Raw genomic sequence first — 20,396 nt, 5'->3', positions numbered from 1 at the left:
AACGGCATGGACCTGATTCTTGCCAACCCCCGGGGTTTCTGTGCCGGTGTCGACCGCGCCATCGAGATCGTCAACCGCTCGCTGGAACTGTTCGGCGCGCCGATCTACGTACGCCACGAAGTCGTGCACAACAAATTCGTGGTCGACGACCTCAAGCAGCGCGGCGCGGTGTTTGTTGAAGAGCTCGACGAGGTGCCCGACGGCGCCACGGTCATTTTCAGCGCGCACGGCGTCTCGCGTGCGGTGCGGGCCGAGGCCGACCGCCGCGGACTGAAGGTGTTCGACGCGACCTGTCCGCTGGTGACCAAGGTGCACCTGGAAGTCAGCCGCGAGTGCCGCGCCGGCCGCGACATGGTGCTGATCGGCCACGCCGGGCATCCGGAAGTGGAAGGCACCATGGGTCAGTGGAAGGCGAGCGAGACTGCCGGCAAAATCCACCTGGTCGAGAATCTGGACGACGTCCAGACCCTGCAGATCGACCAGCCGGAGCATGTGTCCTACACCACCCAGACCACGCTGTCGGTGGATGACACCCGCGCCATCATCGCCGCGCTGCGCGAGCGCTACCCGATGATCGAGGGGCCGAAGAAGGACGACATCTGCTACGCCACCCAGAACCGTCAGGACGCTGTGCGCGACCTCACCCGCGAGTGCGACCTGGTGCTGGTGGTGGGCTCGGTCAACAGTTCCAACTCCAACCGCCTGCGTGAGCTGGCCGAGCGCGAGGGCGTGGAAGCGCACCTGATCGACGGCGCGGACGAAATCGATCCGGCCTGGCTGGCAGGGCGCTGCAAGATCGGCATCACCGCTGGCGCCTCCGCGCCGGAGATACTGGTACGCGGCGTGATCGAGCGCTTGCGCGAGCTGGGCGCCGACAACCTGATGGACTTGAAGGGCGAGCCGGAAAACATGGTGTTCGCCCTGCCCAGGGAACTGCGCCCGCTGAAAGCGTAAGCGCGTTACTGACACCCGCAAGGAATCCCGTCGCGGCAACGCCCGGGTTTGACCGGGGTCCGGCGGACGCCTACAATTCCGCCTCTTTGCCGCAATAGCTCAGTTGGTAGAGCAACTGATTCGTAATCAGTAGGTCGACGGTTCGATTCCGCCTTGCGGCACCAGATGCAAAGCCTCGGCCCTGCCGGGGCTTTTTGCATTGCAACTGCGGGACATTTCACGATGATCGACCTCCCCGATGCTTGATCTCCACTGCCACATTCTTCCCGGCATCGACGATGGTGCGGTTGATCTCGACATGGCGCTGGACATGGCGCGCATCGCCGCCGCCGACGGCATCCGCGAAATCGCCTGCAGCCCGCATATCTATCCGGGCATGTACGAGAACGACGCTGTCGGCATCCGTGCCGCCGTGGCGGCGCTGCAGGCGGAGCTCGACCAGCGCGACATCCCGCTGCGCCTGCATGCCAATGCCGACGTGCACCTGGTCCCGGGCCTGCTGGACGGCCTGCGCGAGGGCAGGGTGCCGACCATCGCCGGCTCGCGCTACCTTCTGCTGGAGCCGTCCCATCACGTCGCCCCGCCGCGCTTCGAGGAGTCAGTGTTCGAGCTGATGACGGCCGGCTACACCGTGCTGATCACCCATCCGGAGCGCTTGAGTTGGGTGGAAGACCAGTACGAGGTGTTCGAGCGCATCAGCCGGCGCGGCGCTTGGATGCAGATCACCGCCGGCGCACTGACCGGCCGCTTCGGCCGCCGGGTCAAGTACTGGGGCGAGCGTTTTGTCGGTGACGGCCATTGCATGGTGCTGGCCACCGACGCGCACCATCCGCAGCGTCGCCCGCCGTTGCTGGCCGAAGCGCGCGAGGCTGCTGCAACCTTGGTCGGCGCTGACGAGGCGGAGCACATGGTGCACACGCGGCCGGCGGGCATCATTGCCAACACCGCGCCGGAATTGCTGCCGCCGCCGCTGTTTGCGACCCCTGGCTTCACCCCCGGCAGCCACGACACACCGCGTTCGGGTTCCGCGCTGGTGCGTTTTTTGCGCGGGCTGCGGTCTAGTCGGGCATAATTGGCGGTCAATATTTCACCGCACTTCGCAGCATGTTCCGGGGAACCCTCGTTTTGCCCAACCTGACACGATTCGTGGCGCTCGCATGCGCCTTGCTGCTTTCTGCATGCGCCAGCCGCGGTCCGGCCGCCAGCGGTGCGGTGACAGTGCTTCCCCAAGGCGATCCGGTGGCCGAGGCCGTTGGCCGTCCGGAGTACCGGATCGGGCCCAGCGACCTGCTGACCGTCACCGTGTTCCAGGTCGAGGACCTGGACCGCGAGGTCCGGGTCAACAACTCCGGCCAAGTGTCCCTGCCACTGATCGGCGTCATTGACGTCGCCGGCATGACCGTGACCGAGATGGAGGCCGACGTCGCCCGTCGCTACGCCGCCACCTACCTGCAGAACCCGCAGGTGACGATCTTCGTCAAGGAGTTCTCCAGCCAGCGCGTCACCGTCAGTGGCTCGGTGGAGAAGCCCGGCATCTATCCGATCGCCTCCCAAGTCACCTTGCTGCAGGCGCTGGCGCTGGCGGAGGGTATGGACGCGGTGGCCAGCCACAAGAATGTGCTGGTGTTCCGCACCGTCGGCGGCGTCCGCCATTTCGCCCGCTTCGATGTTGACCAGATCATCGAAGGGCAGTTGGACGACCCCGTGCTGCAAGGCGAGGACATCGTCGTCGTGGATACCTCCACCGGCAAGGTCTTCCTGCAGAACCTGATCAAGCTGGCGCCGTTTGTCGCGGTGTGGAGGGCGTACCGATGAGCAGCCCAATGGACAACGCGCCCGCTAGCGGCTTTCGCGAGCAGGATGTTGCGGCGCCGTCGCGACCCGATGACGACGAGATCGATCTGCTGGCCTACTGGCAGATCCTGCGTGAGCGCCAGTGGCTGGTGCTGGGCGTGCTCGGCGCGGTGGTCCTGCTGACGCTGGTGATCACGCTGCTCGCGACGCCGATCTACCGCGCGGCGACCACCGTCCAGATCGAACGCGACACCATGAAGGTGACCAGCTTCGAGGGACTGTCCCCGGTCGAGTCACCGCAGGATCGCGACTTCTACCAGACCCAGTACGAACTGCTGCAAAGCCGCTCGCTCGCCCAGCGCGTCATCCAGGACCTGAACCTGGTCGATAATCCGCAGTACGCCAAGACCATCGAGAAGGTCAACGAGCGCCTGGCCGAGAAGAACGGTGCCGACGCCGCTCCGGCCGCAGCTCAGCAGGCGCGCGAGCAGGCCCTCGTTGGCCCGGTGACAAAAGCGCTGACTATCGAGCCGGTACGCAACTCGCGTCTGGTCAAGGTCAACTTCGACTCGCCCGACCCACAGCTGGCCGCGCGGGTCGCGAATGCCTACGCCGATGCCTTTATCGCCTCCAATCTGGAGCGCCGCTTCGACGCGTCCGCTTACGCGACCAAGTATCTGGAAGAGCGCCTGGCGCAGCTGAAGGCGCGACTGGAGGACTCGGAAAAGGAACTGGTCCAGTTCTCTGAGCGCGAGCAGATCGTGTCGGTGGGCGAGGGCGCGCCCTCGCTGTCGGCGCAGAACCTGTCCCAGCTCAACGCGAGCCTGTCCAAGGTGCAGGACGAACGCATCCTCGCCGAGTCGCGTTGGCGCAATGCCAGTGCCGGCAACGGACTGGGTCTGCCGCAGGTGGTCGCCAACTCGCTGATCCAGAAGCTGCGCGAGCAACGCGCCGGCCTGGCCGCCGAGTACCAGCAGAACCTTGGCGTGTACAAGCCGGACTACCCCGACATGGTCCGCCTGCAGGGCCAGATCAGGGAGCTCGACAGTCAGGTCGCGACCGAGATCGCCAATATCCGATCGGCGATCAAGGCCGACTACGACGCCGCCGTCCGCCAGGAATCCCTGCTGCGTGACCAGCTCGCCACCCTGCGCGGCGATGTGCTCGACCTGGAAGGCCGCAGCATCCAGTACAACATCCTGCGTCGCGAGGCCGACACCAACCGTCAGATCTACGACGCGCTGCTGCAGCGCTACAAGGAGATTGGCGTCGCCGGCGGAGTGGGGGCCAACAACATCTCGGTGATCGATCCGGCGATCGTTCCCAACGGCCGCCACTCGCCGCGGCTGGCACTGAACCTGGCGGTCGGCCTGCTGCTGGGCGGATTCCTGGGCGTGCTGGCGGCGTTCGTGCTGCACTTCCTGGATCGCACGGTGAAGACGCCGGACGCGCTCCGCGCGCTGATCCCGCGGCCGGTGCTGGGCGTCATCCCGCTGCTGGCCGACGGCACCACACCGGCACAAGCCGCAGCGGATGCCCGCTCGCCATTTGCCGAGGCGTACCGGTCGCTGCGCACGGCGTTGCAGTTCGCTACCCCGCACGGTCTGCCGCACAGCCTGCTGGTCACCAGCGCCAGTGCAACGGAAGGCAAGTCCACCACCGCTATGGAACTGGCCCGCAACATCGCCCAGCTCGGCAAGCGGGTGGTGCTGGTGGATGCCGACCTGCGCAATCCCTCCATCCACCGCCTGATGAGCCTTTCCAACAGCGTTGGGCTGTCCAGCGTGCTCGCAGGCGCGGCCCAGGCTGACGCCGCGGTGCAGCCGCTTGCTGGCAGCACGCTGTCGGTGATCACCTCCGGCCCGCTGCCGCCGAGCCCGCCGGAACTGTTGGCCGGCGACGGCTTGACGGCCTTGCTGGAATCGCTGCGCGCAGACTTCGACGTCGTCGTGCTCGATGGTCCGCCCGTACTGGGCCTGGCCGATGCACCGCTGCTGGCAAACCGGATCGAAGCCACCTTGCTGGTGGTGTCGGCCGAGAAGACCCGCAGCGATGCGCTGCAGGTGGCGCTGGAGCGACTGGTGAGCGTGCGCGCCCACGTCCTGGGCACCTTGCTTACCGGCTTTGACCACAAGCGCAAGGGCGATGGCTACGGTTACAGTTATTACAGCTACGGGTCCAGCGACGCGACCAAGTGACGGAAACCAGTGACGCCTCGCACACATCGTCCTGCTACGCTGACAACAGATTTTGATATCCCCCACAGGAGCACCGTATGAGTTTCAAATGGATTTTTGCCGCTGTCGCCATGGTCGCCAGCGCCTCCGCTTTCGCCCAGGCCACCGCCCCGGCCGCCGAGATCGCCCCGGCTCAGGCCACCGCGCCTGCTGACACGTCCAGCAGCGACGCACCGCCCGCCATGCCGGCCTCTGCAACTTCTGCAGCCAGCGCCAATGCGAAGGCCGAAGCCGCCAAGAAGACCCTGTGGATCGCGGGCAGCGTTGCACTCGGTGCCGCGATCCTGCACAACGTGAACGACTCGAGTGACGATCGTCCGTCCAGCCCGTAACCCGGGCCGGTCCAACGTGTCAGCCAAGGGGCCGAAAGGCCCCTTTGCTTTGCCACGCGTTGGCGTCATCCGTCTTGGATTGGCGACCGGTGCAGCGGCGCTCCTCGCTATTTTGGCCGTACAGCTGGCGCGGGTGGATGGATCGCTCGGTCGCGCGTACGGACCGGACCGCCTGATCAAGGCGCTCGATGACTCGGACCCATCAGGCGGGGTTCCCGACCACGCGGCGACAAACGCTCGCAAGGCACTGGCGACCCGTCCGATCGACGGGCGCGCCTACCGGGTACTCGGGCAGTTGGCGATGGAAGAAGGCGACGACGCCCGCGCGGGGGATTTGCTGGGTATCGCTGCCGAGCGCTGGCCGCGGGACCGGATGGCACAGGCGCTGCTGGCCCAGCGCGCCTTTGCCGACAACGACAGCGCTGCCGCGGTTATGCATCTGGATGCATTGCTGCGTGTGGCTCCCGATATCCGCCCGGCGATGTTCGCCGAAATGGTCGGGTTGTTGGAGTTCCCCGAGTTCCGTTCTGCATTGATCGATCGCATGGCGGTGGATCCGCCGTGGCGCGCGGCGCTGGTGCGGACACTGCGCGCGAGTGATACACCGCCGGCGCCCGCACTCGCTTTCCTCGAGGAACTGGCCAGCCGCCAGGCCCTCAAGGACGACGAACTGCAGACGCGCGTTGCATTGCTGGGCCGTGCGGGACAACCGCAGCAGGCTCGCGAAGCCTGGCTCGCAAGCGTTGACCCGGCGGCACACAACGCGGCCGACCTCGTGTTTGATGGCGGTTTCGAGCATTCCGAAGTCGACGGTGGCTACGGGTGGCAGATGCGCCCTGCGGCGGGCCTCGCCATCGGCGCGGATATCAGTAACCCGCATAGCGGCGACCACTCATTGGCAATCACCTTCCATGGTCGGGCCGTGCAGTTCGCGAACCTGCAACAGAGCCTGGCGCTGCCGGCAGGCACTTATCGACTGAGCGCCTCCGCCGATAATCGGACCGGAAGCTCGCGCCCGTTTGTCTTGCAGTTGGCGTGCGACAGCGCCAAAACCCCTATCGCCGAGCTCCCACTGCCGCAATCGCCTGGATGGCAGATGGCCGAGGCATCCTTTAGTGTCACCGCGTCGTGCCCTGCCCAGCGACTGGTGCTGCGACATACCGGTCGCAATGCGGCCGAGCGGCAGATACGCGGAACGGTGTATGTCGACGATATTCAGATAGTCCCGATTAGCGATTAGTCGCCACTCAACGCTTGCCCAGCGCACGACCGACCTTTATGCTGCAGTGCGCCACGTCGATATTTGACGGGTAATTCGTCCAGGGAGCTCTACATGAAGCATCTGTTGTTGGCGTTCGCCGCCACGTTCGCATTTGGCAGCGCGTTCGCGCAGTCCCCAGAGCCGTTGCCGGCCGAGCAGGCCGCCACGCCGGTCCAGCAGGGTGACGAATCCCAGTTCCTGGTTGAGGAGTCCTCGCTGCAGCCGGTCCTCGACCCGGCCACCGGCGAGCCCGTGATCGACCCCGCCACCGGCCAGCCGGTCATGCAGACCCCCGATGGCGTTCGCGTTGCCAAGGTGTCTCCGACCGTGTCCCCGGGCGTTCTCGCCGCGGCCGCCGGCGGCCTGATCGTCGTCGCCGTTGCAGCGGGCGGCGGCAGTAGCAGCAGCAAGAAAGACCCGCCCTCCAGCCCTTAAGCGCTGGAAAATCTGGCAGAGGTTTCCGGCCGCATTTGCGGCCGGTTCCTTTTGCGGGCAAGCACTAGTTGTGGGCAAGAACCAGGAGTGCGTGTAAATGCGGAACAAGGGCGTCGCGCTGACGCCTGATCTCATCGCCGGCGCCGTTGCGGCAACGCTGCTGGTGGTTGCGATGGGTTTTGGTGGTGGCTCGCGCGGGACGGGTGATGCGGTGGTGCATCTTTTTGCCGTGCCTGCGCTTTGGCTGGGGGTGATGCGTTGGCGCCGCCACGATGCCACCGGGTTGCAGCGTGCGTTTCTTTACCTGTTCCTGGCGGCGATTGGCGTGGCACTGCTGCAGCTGTTGCCGCTGCCAGCCAGCTGGATCGGTGCCCTGCCGTTGCGGCACGACGTGATGGCTGACCTCGCCGCTGCCGGCCTGTACCCGGCCTGGCTGCCGATGAGCCTCGACCCCTGGGCCACCGTGCGGGCCCTGCTGGCAATTACGTCGACTCTGGCGATGTGGCTGCTGTGCTGCACATTGCCGACTCGCGTCCTTGATCGTCTGATGGCGCTTGCCGCGATGCTCGCCGTGCCCATGGTTTTGCTCGGGTTCGCCCAGGTGGCGGGCGGCAACCGCGTTGACCTGCACGTGCACGCATTCCAGAACACCGGGGCCGCCACGGCGCTGTTCGCCAACCGCAACCACTTTGCGTCGATGCTGGCGATGCTGCTGCCTGTGGCGATGGTGTTCGCGCATGGCGCTCAGCGCGCACAACACAAGCCCGCCGCGTTTGCATGGTACGCCACGGTGGTGCTTTTGTTGCTGGGCGCCGCGATGACCTTCTCCCGAACCGGCGTGCTGCTGGCGGTGGTCGCTGCCGCCGTCACCGGTGCCATAGTGTTGTTCTCCGCTACCGGAGCGGCCACGACCTGGCCGCGGCGTCATGGCGGCATGGTCCTTGCCCTGCTGGTTGCGGGCGTAGCGGTCGCCAACTACGCGTGGAGCCGCATCATTGATCGCTTCGACAAGGATCCGCTCGGCGACCGGCGCTGGGACTACATCACCCATGGCTGGACCTCCATCAAAGGCTATCTGCCGTGGGGGAGCGGTCTGGGAACCTTCCGTGACACCTACGCACCGTTTGAACCCATCGACGGGATGCTCAGCAACTACGCGCTGCACGCCCACAACGAGCTGGTCGAGGTCGTGCTCGAGGCCGGGCTGTTCGGCCTCGCGCTGATCGGGGCGTTCCTGGCCCTGTTGTTGCTGGCCGTGCGCAAGAGCCTCATCGGCCGCCGCGATGACGTAAAATTGTCGGTTGCGGCTGCGATCGCCATTACGGTTCCGGTCGCGCATAGCCTAGCCGACTACCCCTTGCGGACACTGACGGTCAGCGTCGTGTTCGCGTTGCTGTTGGTGCGGGTGCTCCGTGCCAACAACCAACCGTCCACCACTGCCACTGCGGAAGCCCACCATGCACGCTCTTGATCAATCACGCTTGGCCATTGTCGGGCTGGGCTACGTCGGCCTGCCGTTGGCCGTTGAGTTCGGCAAGCAATACGACACGGTCGGTTTCGACATCAATGCAGCGCGCATCGCCGAGTTGCGCAGCGGACATGACAGCACGTTGGAGGTCGAGCCCGAACTGCTCGCCGAAGCCACGCGTCTGAGCTTCTCCGCCGACCTCGACGACATCCGCGACTGCAACGTCTATATCGTCACCGTGCCGACGCCAATCGACAGCGCCAAGCGTCCCGACCTGACCCCGCTCATCAAGGCCAGCGAAGCACTGGGCAAGGTGTTGGCGAAGGGCGATACCGTCATTTACGAAAGCACCGTCTACCCCGGCTGCACCGAGGAAGTCTGCGTGCCGATCCTGGAGCGGGTGAGCGGGCTGAGGTTCAACCAGGACTTCTTCTGCGGCTACAGCCCCGAGCGCATCAACCCGGGCGACAAGGAGCACCGCGTCACCACCATCCTGAAGGTGACCTCCGGCTCGACGCCTGCAGCCGCGGATTTCGTTGACGCGCTGTACGGCAGCATCATCACCGCCGGCACCCACAAGGCCAGCAGCATCAAGGTGGCCGAGGCCGCCAAGGTAATCGAGAACACCCAGCGCGACCTCAACATCGCCCTGGTCAACGACCTGGCGATGCTGTTCAACAAGCTCGGCATCGACACCCTGGAAGTGCTGGAAGCGGCGGGCACCAAGTGGAACTTCCTGCCGTTCCGCCCGGGCCTGGTGGGCGGGCATTGCATCAGCGTGGATCCGTACTACCTGACCCACAAGGCACAGGAGGTGGGGCACCACCCGGACGTGATTCTGGCCGGCCGCCGCACCAACGACGGCATGGGTGCGTACGTGGCGGGCGAAGTTATCCGGCTGATGGTGCGCAAAGGGATCAATCCGGTGCAAGCGAGGGTGCTGATACTGGGGCTCGCGTTCAAGGAGAACTGTCCCGACCTGCGGAATACGCGGGTAGTGGACATCATCGACGCGCTGAAGGCTTACAACACGCGCGTTGATGTGTGCGATCCGTGGGTGGATGCTGCCGAGGCGAGGAGCGAGTATGGGATCGAACTGACCGCGCCGACGGGAGGCGATTACGACGCCATCGTGGTCGCGGTGGGGCATGAGGAGTTTCGGAAGCTTGAGACGGCGGGCATCCGCGCTTTTGGCAAACAGAGCGTCGTGGTGTATGACGTGAAATATGTTTTGCCGCGTGACTCAGTAGACGGGCGTCTTTAATACCCAATGAATACAGATCATGGCTCCATTTAGCCGCGCCGATTGGCGCGGCCTCCTTCGTCAAATGTCTGGGGGGCTAGTTGGGAAGGTAGCAGGTGCCGCGCTAGCATTTCTCGCCTCGATAGTGCTTGCGAGGATCTTGGGCGCCGAGGGCTACGGCAGGTACGCGTTTGCCATCGCAATCATGACTGTTGCACTAGTGCCCGCCCAGCTTGGAATACCAAGCCTTATAGTACGAGAAACTGCCCGTTACAAAGCCGAGCGTCGCTGGGAACGTGTGGTTCAGCTCTGGCGTTGGTCCATTAAGGCTTCCGTTGTCTCAGCGTGTGTCGTAACAATTTGCGCGGTCATCATGTCATTATTGATGGGCGCTGGGTTTCGCTCTGTTCTTGTAATAGCAGCTTTTACAATCTTGCCATCCACATTAAATAGTGTTCGCGCTGCAATGTTGCGCGGCTCAGGCCACGTCGCCATTGGTGTAATGCCAGAGTATTTGATTAAGCCGTTTATTCTTATTGTCGCCGTAGCGTTGGCTGCCCAGTTTGGAAATTTAGGCGCGGATGGTGCGATTGCTGCAAATGTTATCGCATGTGTTGTTACCTACGCTATTGGTTGGGCTATCTTGAAAAAGCTAACGCCCCCAATTGCTTGGCAAATAACGGGACCCATTCTAGAAAAAACGCAGAAGGATTGGCTGTCGGCTGCGATTTGGCTGAGCCTGCTAGCGAGCAGTCAGGTGATTAGTCAGCAAGTAGACATAATTCTTGTCGGAGCTCTTGTTGATGCTCAGCAGGCTGGGGTCTTCAAGGTTGCAGTGTCGGCGGGCACGCTGATCGTCTTCTCACTTAACGCCGTGAATCTAGTGACGGCACCCTACTTCTCTCGCCTGATTGCGCAAGACAATCATCTCGCGTTGCAGCGATTGGTAACGCGCTCTAGCCAGTTTACCTTGCTATGTGCCGTGCCGTTATGTTTGGCGCTATATTTCGGTAGTGATTTTATTGTTTCTAAAGTGTACGGGGTTGGTTTTGACGGTGCTGCAAGCTGCATTCGAATCTTATGCGTGGGACAGCTTGTCAATGCCGCTTTTGGGGCAGTCAGTGGACTGATGACCATGGCGCGCCAGCAGCGCACGGTTGCTGCGGTGTTCTCCGGGTCCTTGATTATTAATATATGCGTGTCTCTCTTTCTTATTCCAGTATACGGAATTGAGGGTGCTGCAGTTGGTTCGTCACTTTCTCTCATTATTTGGAATATTTGCTTGGCAGTCCTGGCCTATCGCCGCTTAGGTATATGGACTCTCGCTCTGCCACGGTGGCGGTCATGAAGAAAGATCGTTCCCGTGTGGTTTTAATTCAGAAGAAGGATGGGAAAAGTTCAGCTTGGGCTAGGGCGCTTCCCACCGGGAGTAGTATCAAGCTCAGGCCATTAGAAGGCTCTCCAATTCATATGCCGATTGCGCTGGCGACCTACCTTATATCGCGTAAAGATCGGCCGGTTGGGATAGTTTTTCGATACCTGAACGACTATCCGAGCCTTCTTCGAACGCTAGTGCGCAGCGCTTCTGAATTGTTTACTTTAATTATTGCAATATTGCTGAATGTTCGAGTCGGCTGGATCTGCCACAATGTCGACAAAGAGTCTGAAGCCCATTTTCCATGGATATCAAAGACACGGAGGTGGGTTTTGGCGAAAGCTGCGAGACGTGTCTTTGTTACCAGTGATCTTTTACTCGAACCTGCCAGCAAAGCCTTAAAGATACCCCAGTGCCAGCTAGGAGTCGCGACATTCGGTCGTTTTTCGGGCGAAAGGTCGGTCGGCGACAGCTTGAATAGCGAGGTAAAGAATTGGGTCGAAAGTCGGCGAGCGTCAGGCGTAATTGTAGGCCTTTGGATAGGGAGCAGGGCGGAGAAGAGCCATGGAGGGCTTCAGTCGCTAGTTAATGCCGTAGTGGACAGCGGATCAAGGATGGCCGCCGTGGTTGTTGGGGCGTCTCGTGAATGGGTTCAATTGGAGCTAGATACTAAAAATTGCGCTTCCACCAATATTATGTTTTTGCCCGCCCAACCCCTACACCCGACAGAGTGGCGAGAATTTGACTTCGTATGGAAGCCGTGTAGCGACGTTTCAACAACTGTCACGTCACTAATTGCCGCTGAAGTAGGCGTTCCGTTGATCGTGCACAAGGGCACCTACCTTCACCACTTCGTTGAGCACTATTCTTCCGGGTTTTCGGTGGACCCCAACAAGTTCGACTTTTTTCAGTTCAGTAAAGATCTGAGTAGCTGGTCATCTGCCGATGATCGAATTCTTGCAGATAACACTTGGGAGCGAGGGGCAGCTGAAATCCTCCGGCTGGTTGAAGAAGGGGATAAGACCTAGTGGTTATCTACATATTATTATATGTCGCCTGTTTAGCGCTAGTTTCGACGTCGCATTTCTTTCCGGCAATACGCGGGGCACTTTATTGGTCCGCTGCGTTCATGGTCGCCATTTTTTTTGGGTTGAGGTACGACGTCGGAACAGACTATCTTGGCTACGCTTATATTTTTAATAATATAGACTTGGATATATACCGCTGGCGATTCGAACCGGGGTTCACCCTGTTTGCGAGCGCGTTGCAGGCGTTAAGCCTCGAACCGTGGGTCGGCTTTCTGTCATTTAGTATTGCTACGATTTTCCTTGTCTGGCGAGGGATCGGGCTGTGGTCCGACAATCCGCCACTAAGTATCGTTGTGTTATTCGGGCTAAGCTTTCTCTTCTTTTTCAGTAATGGAGTGCGACAGGGGCTCGCTGTAGTCGTCTGCGTGATGGCGCTGCCTTATATTATTGATAAAGACATAAGGAGGTTTGTCGGCGTCGTCCTAATTGCCTGTATGTTTCACTACACTGCGCTCGTCTTCTTGGTTGCCTATCCAGTTGCAACCCGTCGCATGAGTTCTACTATTGCCGTGGCGGTGCTCTTGGGAACGGCGGTTCTAGGTCTTTTAGGGATAGACGGGACCATCGATGCGCTTATCAGTCGAACCGTAGGATATTTGCCATCAGCGATTTCGGATAGATATTCTGGAATATTTGGGCGCATCGAAGATCAACTTTTTGACAAGAGAGGTATTGGTGCTGGGTTCAGGCTTATTTTCTTGAACGGAACCGCCATCTTTGCAGTGCTGTTACAGCGAAAAAATTCAGCTTTTGACTCAGCACTGGTAAATATATCGATCCTCGGGCAGTGTGTTTTCAACCTATTTGCGGGCTTGTCCGGCCCCTTTAGATTTTGGTACTATTTTGGAATTTTTTTAATTTTCCTTATTCCTTGGATTGTTTCTCGGATTAAGGGTGCCGGTTCTAGAGCCTTAGTTTATGCTGGTTTCGTATCGATACTGTCTTCATTTTATCTTAGGGCCCTAATGACGAATCATCACAATATAATTCCATATGAGTTCTATTTTAGTTATATCAGCTGAGTTGAATTCTTGAAGGGTGTGTGTTGAGTGGGGTGGCTCGACTTGCCCCGTGATGTCGTTCATATAGGGCGGTGATTTTGTGTCAAAGTCTGACGGCAATAGTTTAGTTTTGACGGGTAGGACTCGAGTCGCGTGCGTGCACTCTGCATTCCAAGTGTGGAGGTACAATTATTATCCTCGATTTGCGTCATCCCAAGATTTGGATGTCACGGTATTTCACGGGCCTGGTGTCTCTGGCACCAAGCTGGTGTCTGCTCCGGATAAAGGAGGCGTTCGACGGGTAGAGCTTTTGCAGTGGTCGTTGGTCACTTCGTTAACCGGGCGCCCCGCGCCATTAATATTATTTCGCGGGCTATTAGGGAAGTTGTCGGAGTTCGACCCGGATGTGTTGCTGGTGGAGGGGGGAAGCAATCTTCTCAATAGCTTGATGGTCGTGGCGTGGGCCAAAATTCGGCGCAAGCCAGTGGTTTGGTGGACGCTTGGCGAGCTTCCCGGACGCAGGTATACGGCGGTTGGTCGTCTCATGCGAAAGCTGATTGGTATTGTTGAGCGGTCGTGCGCTGCCTTGCTGCTATATAGCACACAGGGGTTGGACTACGCGGTTCGGATCGGTGTTGATCGCTCACGTTGCTTTGTCGCTGTTAATGTGATCGACACTCTTGCGGCAGAGCGGTCGGCTGCTGAGGCAGTGCGTCGTAAGTCGGAAGTTGGGCCCAAGTTTGATGCTTGTGGGCACCCCACTATTGTTTTCGTTGGTGCGCTAGTTCCCCAGAAAAGTCTGGAATTACTCCCCAGCATACTAAGCGCTCTTCGACAGAAAGGTAATAGCTCGCGTCTATTAATAATCGGTGATGGTCCTCTTGCGGCGTTGCTAGAAATGCAGTTCGCGTCGCTCGGCTTGTCGGATAGCGTCATCTTTGCAGGTGAGCAGAGAAAGGATCTTTCTGATTGGCTTGTTTGTGCTGATGTTGGCTTGTTGCCCGGCCTCGGTGGTCTTGCCATAAGTGAGCTTATGGCGCATGGGCTCCCGGTAATCTGTAACGGGGGTGATGGCACAGATGTTGATCTCATTCAAAATGGTAAAACGGGCTATAACGTCAGGGGGGCGGCGAACCCGGTTCAAGAGATGGCATCGTATTTACACTTATTAACTAGTGACCTCAAATGCGCGCAGGCTATGGGTGTTGCGGCTAGAGAGCTTGTTACTCGTGAAATGTCTGGGGAGGCCATGGTGCAGGTAATGTGCGACGCAGTTCGGTACGCTGCTCGGCAGGGCAAGTAGTTGGTCTCCTATCTAGGTCTAGGTGCTTTCTGTCAATGGGTCGCTATATCCGAAGGTGACCGGCATTTTGGCGTACGTGCATGACGTTTTATCTTTGCGCCATTCTTTCTACGAAGCGGTACGGCTGTGGAGTCATTTTGTGAGTACATCTGGTTACGCGGTGGAACGGGCGATCGACATCATTGCGGGTGCTCGCCCGAACTTCATGAAAATCGCGCCGATCATCAAGGCGCTTGAGCAGCGCAAGACCGAAGGTGGGCCACTGCGTTACCGGTTGATCCACACCGGTCAACACTACGACCCGCGGATGTCGGGCGATTTTTTCCAGCAGCTGGGCATCCCCGAGCCTGATGTGAACCTTGAAGTCGGCTCGGGCACTCAGGCCGAGCAGGCTGCTGGGATCATGACCGGCTACGAGGCGTTGCTGCTGCGCGAGCCCAGTTCACTGTGCCTGGTGGTGGGTGACGTGACGTCCACCATGGCCTGTGCCATTGCCGCGCAGAAGCTGCACGTGCCGGTGGCGCACGTGGAGGCGGGTATCCGCTCCGGCGACTGGGGCATGCCCGAAGAGATCAACCGCATGGTGACGGACGCCATCACCAACTGGTTTTTCACCACCAGTGAAGGGGCCAACGAGAACCTGCGCAAGGCCGGCATCGGCGACGACCGCATTTTCTTTGTCGGCAACACCATGATCGATACCCTGCTGGGCAACATGGACCGCCTGCGCGCGCCGGCATTCGTGGCCGAGCAGGGCCTGGAGCCCGGCGGCTACTTCGTGGTCACGCTGCACCGGCCGTCCAACGTGGATGCCAGCGGTCCGTTTGCGCAGCTGTTGGCGGCCATTGCTGAGGGCACCCGTGGCATGCCGGTGGTGTTTCCCGTGCATCCGCGCACCGCCAAGACCCTACGCGAGCTGCCGGGCTTCCCGGAGAGCATCCGTCTGGTGGATCCGCAGCCCTACCTGGAGTTCAACTGGCTGGTGAAGCATGCCAAGGCCGTCATCACCGACTCCGGAGGCATCACCGAAGAAACGACGGTAATGGGCGTGCCCTGCATGACCCTGCGCACCTCCACCGAGCGCCCGGAGACCATCACCATCGGCACCAATGAGTTGCTGGGCACCGATCCGGCGGCACTGAAGCCCGCGCTGGACAAGCTGTTTGCCGGGGAGTGGAAGAAGGGCGGAATCCCGGAGAAGTGGGACGGGGAGACGGCGGGCCGGATCGTGGCGGAGTTGGAGCGGCTGCTGGGCCGCAACTTCTGACGGCGCAACGGAAGCCTGCTTGATGCGCAAGAAATTGCTTCGCCTGTGGCACACAGTGCGCTGGCTGCGGCCGGTGCAGTTCTACGGGCGCGTGTGGTTTCGCTTGGCACGACCAAGGCCCGATTTGAGTGTGGCGCCTGCATTGCGCGGGCCGGCTGCGGTGTGGCGCGGCTGCGCTCGTGCGCCGTCGATGACGGGCGAGCACAGTTTCCGTTTCCTGGGTGTCGAGCGCGAGCTGGCTGCGGCAGGCGATTGGAACCGCTCTGATTGGTCAAAGCTGTGGCTATACAACGCCCATTATTTTGACGATCTGGCGGCGGATGGTGCGACGGCACGCGTTGTCTGGCATCAGGCGTTGATTGGTCGGTGGATTACCGAAAATCCGCCGGGGCAGGGCAACGGCTGGGAGCCTTACCCTTCGTCACTGCGGATCGTGAACTGGATCAAGTGGTCGCTGGGTGGCAACCCTCTGGAACCTGCCGCTGTGCACAGCCTCGCGGTACAGGCGCGCTATCTGCGGCGGCGGCTGGAGATCCATTTGCTCGGCAACCATCTCTGGGCCAACGCCAAGGCGCTGGTGTTTGTCGGCGCCTTCTTCGAGGGTGACGAGGCGGCTGCATGGCTGCACAAGGGGGCAGTGCTCGTGGAACGGGAGTTGGCGGAGCAGTTCCTGTCCGACGGCGGTCACTTCGAGCGCAGCCCGATGTACCACTCGATCCTGCTGGAAGACGTGCTCGATCTGGTGCAGCTGGATCGTATTTATCCGGGGATATTGCCTACGACGTTGGTGGCGCGCCTGCGCGAAGGAGTGGGCCCGATGGTGCGTTGGCTGCGAGTAATGACGCATCCCGATGGTGACATTGCGCTTTTCAATGATGCGGCCTTAGGAATCGCCCCACCCTTGGCTGCCCTGGAGCACTACGCCCGCGCATTGAGTGTGCCGATAGACAATGCGCCGCTGGCCCCGCTGGAGGTTCTGCCGGAATCGGGCTACGTGCGCATGACGGCGGGTCCGGCGGTCATGATCGCGGACGTCGGTCCAGTGGGACCGGACTACCTTCCCGGGCATGCGCATGCGGACACGCTGTCGTTTGAGCTGTCGTTGCACGGGCAGCGGGTGCTGGTGAACGGCGGCACGTCGACGTACGAGGCGGGACCCCTGCGGCTGCAGCAGCGCGGCACGGCCATGCACAACACCGTGGAAGTCGACGGTCAGGATTCCTCCGAGGTCTGGAGCAGTTTCCGTGTTGCCCGCCGTGCACGGCCGATGAATATCCGGTGGGCGGAAGAGGCCGGAATATTGGTGCTGGAAGCGGCCCACGATGGCTACTTGAGGCTGCCGGGCCGAGTGATGCATTCGCGCCGATGGGAGCTGTCCGACGGCGGGTTGACGGTGATCGATGCTTTGTCCGGCCGAGCGCAGGAAGCCGTGGCGCGATACCGGTTTGTGCCCGGACTGGACGCAGATTCCATCGGTTTTGCTTGGCGGAACGAAGGAGCGGCTGCAGCGACGGTGCCAGGTGCGTGGTACCCCCGTTTTGGCGAAGAGCATCCGTGCCGGGTGCTGGAGTGCCGCATCAGCCACGGCCAAATGAGTACGGAGTTCAGCTGGAGATGATGCTGCTATGAAGATCCTTTTCCTGTCGGACAACTTTCCCCCGGAAGGTAATGCCCCGGCGACCCGTCTGTATGAGCATGCCACCCGCTGGGTGAGGGCCGGCCACGACGTGACCGTGGTGACGTGCGCGCCCAACTTCCCGGAGGGCAAGCTGTTTGCTGGCTATCAGAACCGCTGGCGGCAGGTCGAAACGATGGACGGCATCCGCGTGGTGCGGGTGAAGACCTACATCACCGCCAACGAAGGCTTCATTAAGCGCACGCTGGACTACATGAGCTTCATGTTGATGGGGTTCTTGGCGGGCCTGTTTGAGCGCCGCCCTGATGTCGTGGTGGCCACCTCCCCGCAGTTCTTTTGCGCTATTGGCGGCTGGGCGTTGTCGGTGGCCAAGTGGCGTCCGTTCGTGTTCGAACTGCGTGACCTGTGGCCGGCCTCGATCATCGCTGTGGGCGCGATGAAGACAAGCCCGCTCATACGTGCCCTGGAGCAGCTCGAGCTGTTTTTGTACCGCCGCGCGGATGCGATTATTTCTGTGACCGAGAGCTTCCGGGAAGATCTGGTTCGGCGTGGAGTACCGCGTGACAAGGTCCACGTGGTGATCAACGGAGTTGACCTTGATCGCTATGAGCCGCGGCCCCGTGATGCCGAGCTTGAGCGGGAGTTCGGATTGGGCGGTAAGTTCGTCGCCGGTTACATGGGCACGCATGGCATGGCGCACGCACTACCCAAGGTGCTGGACGCCGCAGAGAAGCTTCTGCATCGCGAGGACATCGCGTTCTTCTTCGCCGGCTCCGGCGCGGAACGCGCCAAGGTGGAGCAGCTGGTAACCGAGCGGAACCTGCACAACGTGCGCTTGATTCCCCGCCAGCCAAAAGAGCGTATGCCGGCCTTGTGGAGTGCCTGCGACCTTTCCATCGTGCCGCTGCGGAACACTCCGGTGTTCTCGACGGTGATCCCATCGAAGATCTTCGAAGCGATGGGCATGGGCGTGCCGATTCTGATGAGTCTGCCGGAAGGGGAGGCGACGGGAATCGTCCGCTCTACGCAAAGTGGCGTATGTGTACCGCCGGAAGACCCGGACGCTATGGCCGCTGCCATCATTGCTCTGGCCGACGATCCCGAACGTATGGATCGCTTTCGCAAGACCTCCCGCGCGGCCGCGCCCGGCTTCTCGCGCGTTACCCAGGCCGCGAAGATGACCGACATCCTCTCGACCGTCGCGAAATCGGGTTGAGCCCGTCGTGAGTGGAGCGGAAGTGCTGCTGGCGGTTCTTGCATTTGGGGTGGCAATCCTGCTGGCGCGCGGCAGTCACCCGCTGATCGGGACGCTGTTGATCGTGTCGGCTCTGACTGTGTCGGCGTTGCTGTTCCTACCCACCGGGATGCTGGTTGACTGGCTCGGTATCGAGCGGGTGAATCGCCTGCTCGACCAGACAAGTCCAACACCGCTGGACCTCTCGGATTGGATCCATTTCTCTGCATTCGCCTGGCTGGGTCTGCTCATCTGGTTGGCCCGGGGAGAAGTGCGCAACGGTCGTGGGGTAATGCTCGTGGCAGCGCTCGGCATAGCCGCGGAAGTGTCGCAATGGTTGACCGATGGGCGGCAGCCGAAGGTTGAGGACGCGGTGCTGAATGTGGCCGGTGGAATGGTCGGCTTGTTGGCAGGAATATTGCTCGCCAAGCTGTGGCGCAATCTGACAAAAGCGGGAGAGCGCATTTGATGCACGCTGATATTTAGTTAGCCGTGACTGGCGTCACGCGTCGAAATATGACAATAAAGCGCCAGCCCGTTCATAAAAACTCTTTTGGAATCAGCGGCCTGCCGCTGTATCCTTTGGCATATTGAATTTGGTCGTCTTATCGCAAGGGGTTGTGTTTTGATCGCTGGACTTGATTGGCCTGTCGCCCTGTCGGCGGCAGCGGTTACATGGTTCGTCCAGTGGTTGCTGCACCCATTGGCTCCTCGTTTGAACCTGTTGGACTACCCGAAGGGCCGCAAGGACCACGCGCATCCGACCCCAATTACCGGCGGCTTGGCGATGCTGGCGGGCGTCCTGGTAGTCGGTTTTTCATCGCTGATTCCGATGGATCAGAGTGCGATCGCGTTCATGTCAGCGTCCTCATTATTGGTGGTTGTCGGTCTGTTGGATGACCTCTACGACCTGTCGTGGAAGCTGCGTATCCCGGCGCAGGTGGTTGCGGCGCTGATCATGATCTATGTCGGCGGCGTCCAGGTGGAGCAGATCGGCCCGGTGTTCGGGCTTGGGGAGTTGTCGCTGGGCGTGCTGTCGATGCCGTTCACCGTCTTTGCGACGGTCGGGCTGATCAACGCGATCAACATGAGCGACGGCGCCGACGGCTTGGCCGGGTCGCTTGTGTTGACGGCACTCATCATGTTGACGGCAGCCGGTTTGTACTCGGGCAACTTGCGCGTCGCAAACGGGGGAATGTTGCTGGCCGGCGTGGTCGCCGCATTTCTGACCTTCAATTTCCGCTTTCCTTGGCGCGACAAGGCCAAGACCTTCATGGGCAATGCCGGCAGCGCCTTCCTTGGCTTTGTGATCGCGTGGCTGGCATTCCGGCTTACCCAGAGTCCCGAGCATCCGGTCAACCCGGTGTTGGCGCTGTGGTTCGTGATGATTCCCGTGATGGATTGCCTGGTCGTGATGCTGCGCCGTCTACGGGTGCGCCAGTCGCCGTTTATCGCAGACCGCAACCACATGCATCACATGATGCGCGATGCCGGGTTTGGCCCGATGCGCAAGGCATTGGTCCTGAGCCTGGTCACTGCCCTCTGCGGCCTGCTGGTCGGGGAGGCGATGCGCTGGGACGTGCCGTATCCGTTGTTGCTGGCCTTGTTCGTGCTGATGTGTGCCGCTTGGTACTGGGTAACCGGCAAGCGCGAACGGGCGATTCGCTTCCTTCGCAGGGTGCTCGCCCTGACGGTATTGGTGGTGCCCAGGCGCACCGTCAAGAAATCCGACGAGTTGGATTCGGTGGCCTGATCCGACGGCGTCTTA

18 protein-coding genes, 1 tRNA gene and 1 pseudogene are annotated in these 20,396 nt (G+C 61.0%); all 20 read left to right on the top strand.

The genetic code is table 11. The features are described 5' to 3' along the window. Positions 1 to 6: 6 nt before the first annotated feature. Entirely contained in the window at positions 7 to 954 is a 948-nt protein-coding gene (gene ispH, locus KZ491_RS05485) for a 4-hydroxy-3-methylbut-2-enyl diphosphate reductase (protein ID WP_222564885.1), read from the top strand. Between the two features lie 88 nt (positions 955 to 1,042). Beyond that, positions 1,043 to 1,118: transfer RNA gene (locus KZ491_RS05480), tRNA-Thr, on the top strand. 74 nt (positions 1,119 to 1,192) lie between these two features. Further along, positions 1,193 to 2,026 carry a tyrosine-protein phosphatase gene (locus KZ491_RS05475; RefSeq protein WP_222564884.1) on the top strand — a complete coding sequence of 278 codons (834 nt, stop codon included), beginning with the start codon at positions 1,193 to 1,195 and terminating at the stop codon, positions 2,024 to 2,026. 32 nt (positions 2,027 to 2,058) lie between these two features. Continuing rightward, positions 2,059 to 2,769, top strand: coding sequence for a polysaccharide biosynthesis/export family protein (locus KZ491_RS05470; RefSeq protein ID WP_222564883.1), 711 nt, complete (start codon positions 2,059 to 2,061; stop codon positions 2,767 to 2,769). After that, positions 2,751 to 4,172 (top strand): annotated as a pseudogene (locus tag KZ491_RS12935) (GumC family protein); the annotation flags it as partial. The gene KZ491_RS05470 and the pseudogene KZ491_RS12935, both read left to right, overlap by 19 nt. Next, positions 4,158 to 4,946, top strand: a complete 789-nt coding sequence (locus KZ491_RS12930) for a CpsD/CapB family tyrosine-protein kinase (protein WP_425493118.1) — start codon at positions 4,158 to 4,160, stop codon at positions 4,944 to 4,946. The pseudogene KZ491_RS12935 and the gene KZ491_RS12930, both read left to right, overlap by 15 nt. 77 nt (positions 4,947 to 5,023) lie before the next feature. After that, positions 5,024 to 5,317, top strand: a complete 294-nt coding sequence (locus KZ491_RS05460) for a hypothetical protein (protein WP_222564881.1) — start codon at positions 5,024 to 5,026, stop codon at positions 5,315 to 5,317. Beyond that, positions 5,292 to 6,557, top strand: coding sequence for a tetratricopeptide repeat protein (locus KZ491_RS05455; RefSeq protein WP_222564880.1), 1,266 nt, complete (start codon positions 5,292 to 5,294; stop codon positions 6,555 to 6,557). The genes KZ491_RS05460 and KZ491_RS05455 overlap by 26 nt, the downstream gene beginning before the upstream one ends. 93 nt (positions 6,558 to 6,650) lie before the next feature. Then, a complete protein-coding gene (locus KZ491_RS05450; RefSeq protein WP_222564879.1) occupies positions 6,651 to 7,013 on the top strand; it encodes a hypothetical protein in 363 nt (120 codons plus the stop codon). A 97-nt stretch (positions 7,014 to 7,110) separates the two neighbouring features. Further along, positions 7,111 to 8,484: an O-antigen ligase family protein gene (locus KZ491_RS05445; RefSeq protein ID WP_222564878.1), complete on the top strand. Its 1,374-nt coding sequence runs from the start codon at positions 7,111 to 7,113 to the stop codon at positions 8,482 to 8,484. Further along, positions 8,471 to 9,745 carry a Vi polysaccharide biosynthesis UDP-N-acetylglucosamine C-6 dehydrogenase TviB gene (tviB, locus tag KZ491_RS05440; RefSeq protein ID WP_222564877.1) on the top strand — a complete coding sequence of 425 codons (1,275 nt, stop codon included), beginning with the start codon at positions 8,471 to 8,473 and terminating at the stop codon, positions 9,743 to 9,745. The genes KZ491_RS05445 and tviB overlap by 14 nt, the downstream gene beginning before the upstream one ends. A gap of 19 nt (positions 9,746 to 9,764) precedes the next feature. Further along, positions 9,765 to 11,072, top strand: a complete 1,308-nt coding sequence (locus tag KZ491_RS05435) for a flippase (RefSeq protein ID WP_222564876.1) — start codon at positions 9,765 to 9,767, stop codon at positions 11,070 to 11,072. Continuing rightward, complete coding sequence (locus KZ491_RS05430) at positions 11,069 to 12,127, top strand: hypothetical protein (protein ID WP_222564875.1); 1,059 nt, start codon at positions 11,069 to 11,071, stop codon at positions 12,125 to 12,127. Before KZ491_RS05435 ends, KZ491_RS05430 begins: the two co-directional genes overlap by 4 nt. After that, positions 12,127 to 13,209, top strand: a complete 1,083-nt coding sequence (locus KZ491_RS05425) for an EpsG family protein (protein ID WP_343225560.1) — start codon at positions 12,127 to 12,129, stop codon at positions 13,207 to 13,209. The genes KZ491_RS05430 and KZ491_RS05425 overlap by 1 nt, the downstream gene beginning before the upstream one ends. A gap of 364 nt (positions 13,210 to 13,573) precedes the next feature. Beyond that, positions 13,574 to 14,491: a glycosyltransferase gene (locus tag KZ491_RS05420; RefSeq protein ID WP_222564873.1), complete on the top strand. Its 918-nt coding sequence runs from the start codon at positions 13,574 to 13,576 to the stop codon at positions 14,489 to 14,491. Between the two features lie 139 nt (positions 14,492 to 14,630). Continuing rightward, positions 14,631 to 15,758, top strand: coding sequence for a non-hydrolyzing UDP-N-acetylglucosamine 2-epimerase (gene wecB / locus KZ491_RS05415; protein WP_222564872.1), 1,128 nt, complete (start codon positions 14,631 to 14,633; stop codon positions 15,756 to 15,758). Positions 15,759 to 15,780: 22 nt separating this feature from the next. After that, the gene (locus KZ491_RS05410; RefSeq protein WP_222564871.1) at positions 15,781 to 17,376 is read left to right on the top strand and encodes a heparinase II/III family protein; all 1,596 of its coding nucleotides are present in this window, start codon (positions 15,781 to 15,783) and stop codon (positions 17,374 to 17,376) included. A 7-nt stretch (positions 17,377 to 17,383) separates the two neighbouring features. Continuing rightward, a complete protein-coding gene (locus KZ491_RS05405) occupies positions 17,384 to 18,610 on the top strand; it encodes a glycosyltransferase family 4 protein (RefSeq protein ID WP_222564870.1) in 1,227 nt (408 codons plus the stop codon). 22 nt (positions 18,611 to 18,632) lie between these two features. Then, positions 18,633 to 19,097: a VanZ family protein gene (locus KZ491_RS05400; protein ID WP_222564869.1), complete on the top strand. Its 465-nt coding sequence runs from the start codon at positions 18,633 to 18,635 to the stop codon at positions 19,095 to 19,097. A 246-nt stretch (positions 19,098 to 19,343) separates the two neighbouring features. After that, positions 19,344 to 20,381, top strand: a complete 1,038-nt coding sequence (locus tag KZ491_RS05395; RefSeq protein WP_222564868.1) for an MraY family glycosyltransferase — start codon at positions 19,344 to 19,346, stop codon at positions 20,379 to 20,381. Positions 20,382 to 20,396 lie beyond the last annotated feature (15 nt).

It is taken from the genome of Novilysobacter antarcticus (genome assembly GCF_019802285.1).
GTDB classification, from domain to species: Bacteria; Pseudomonadota; Gammaproteobacteria; order Xanthomonadales; family Xanthomonadaceae; genus Novilysobacter; species Novilysobacter antarcticus.
This window is presented reverse-complemented; position numbering and strand designations above follow the sequence as displayed.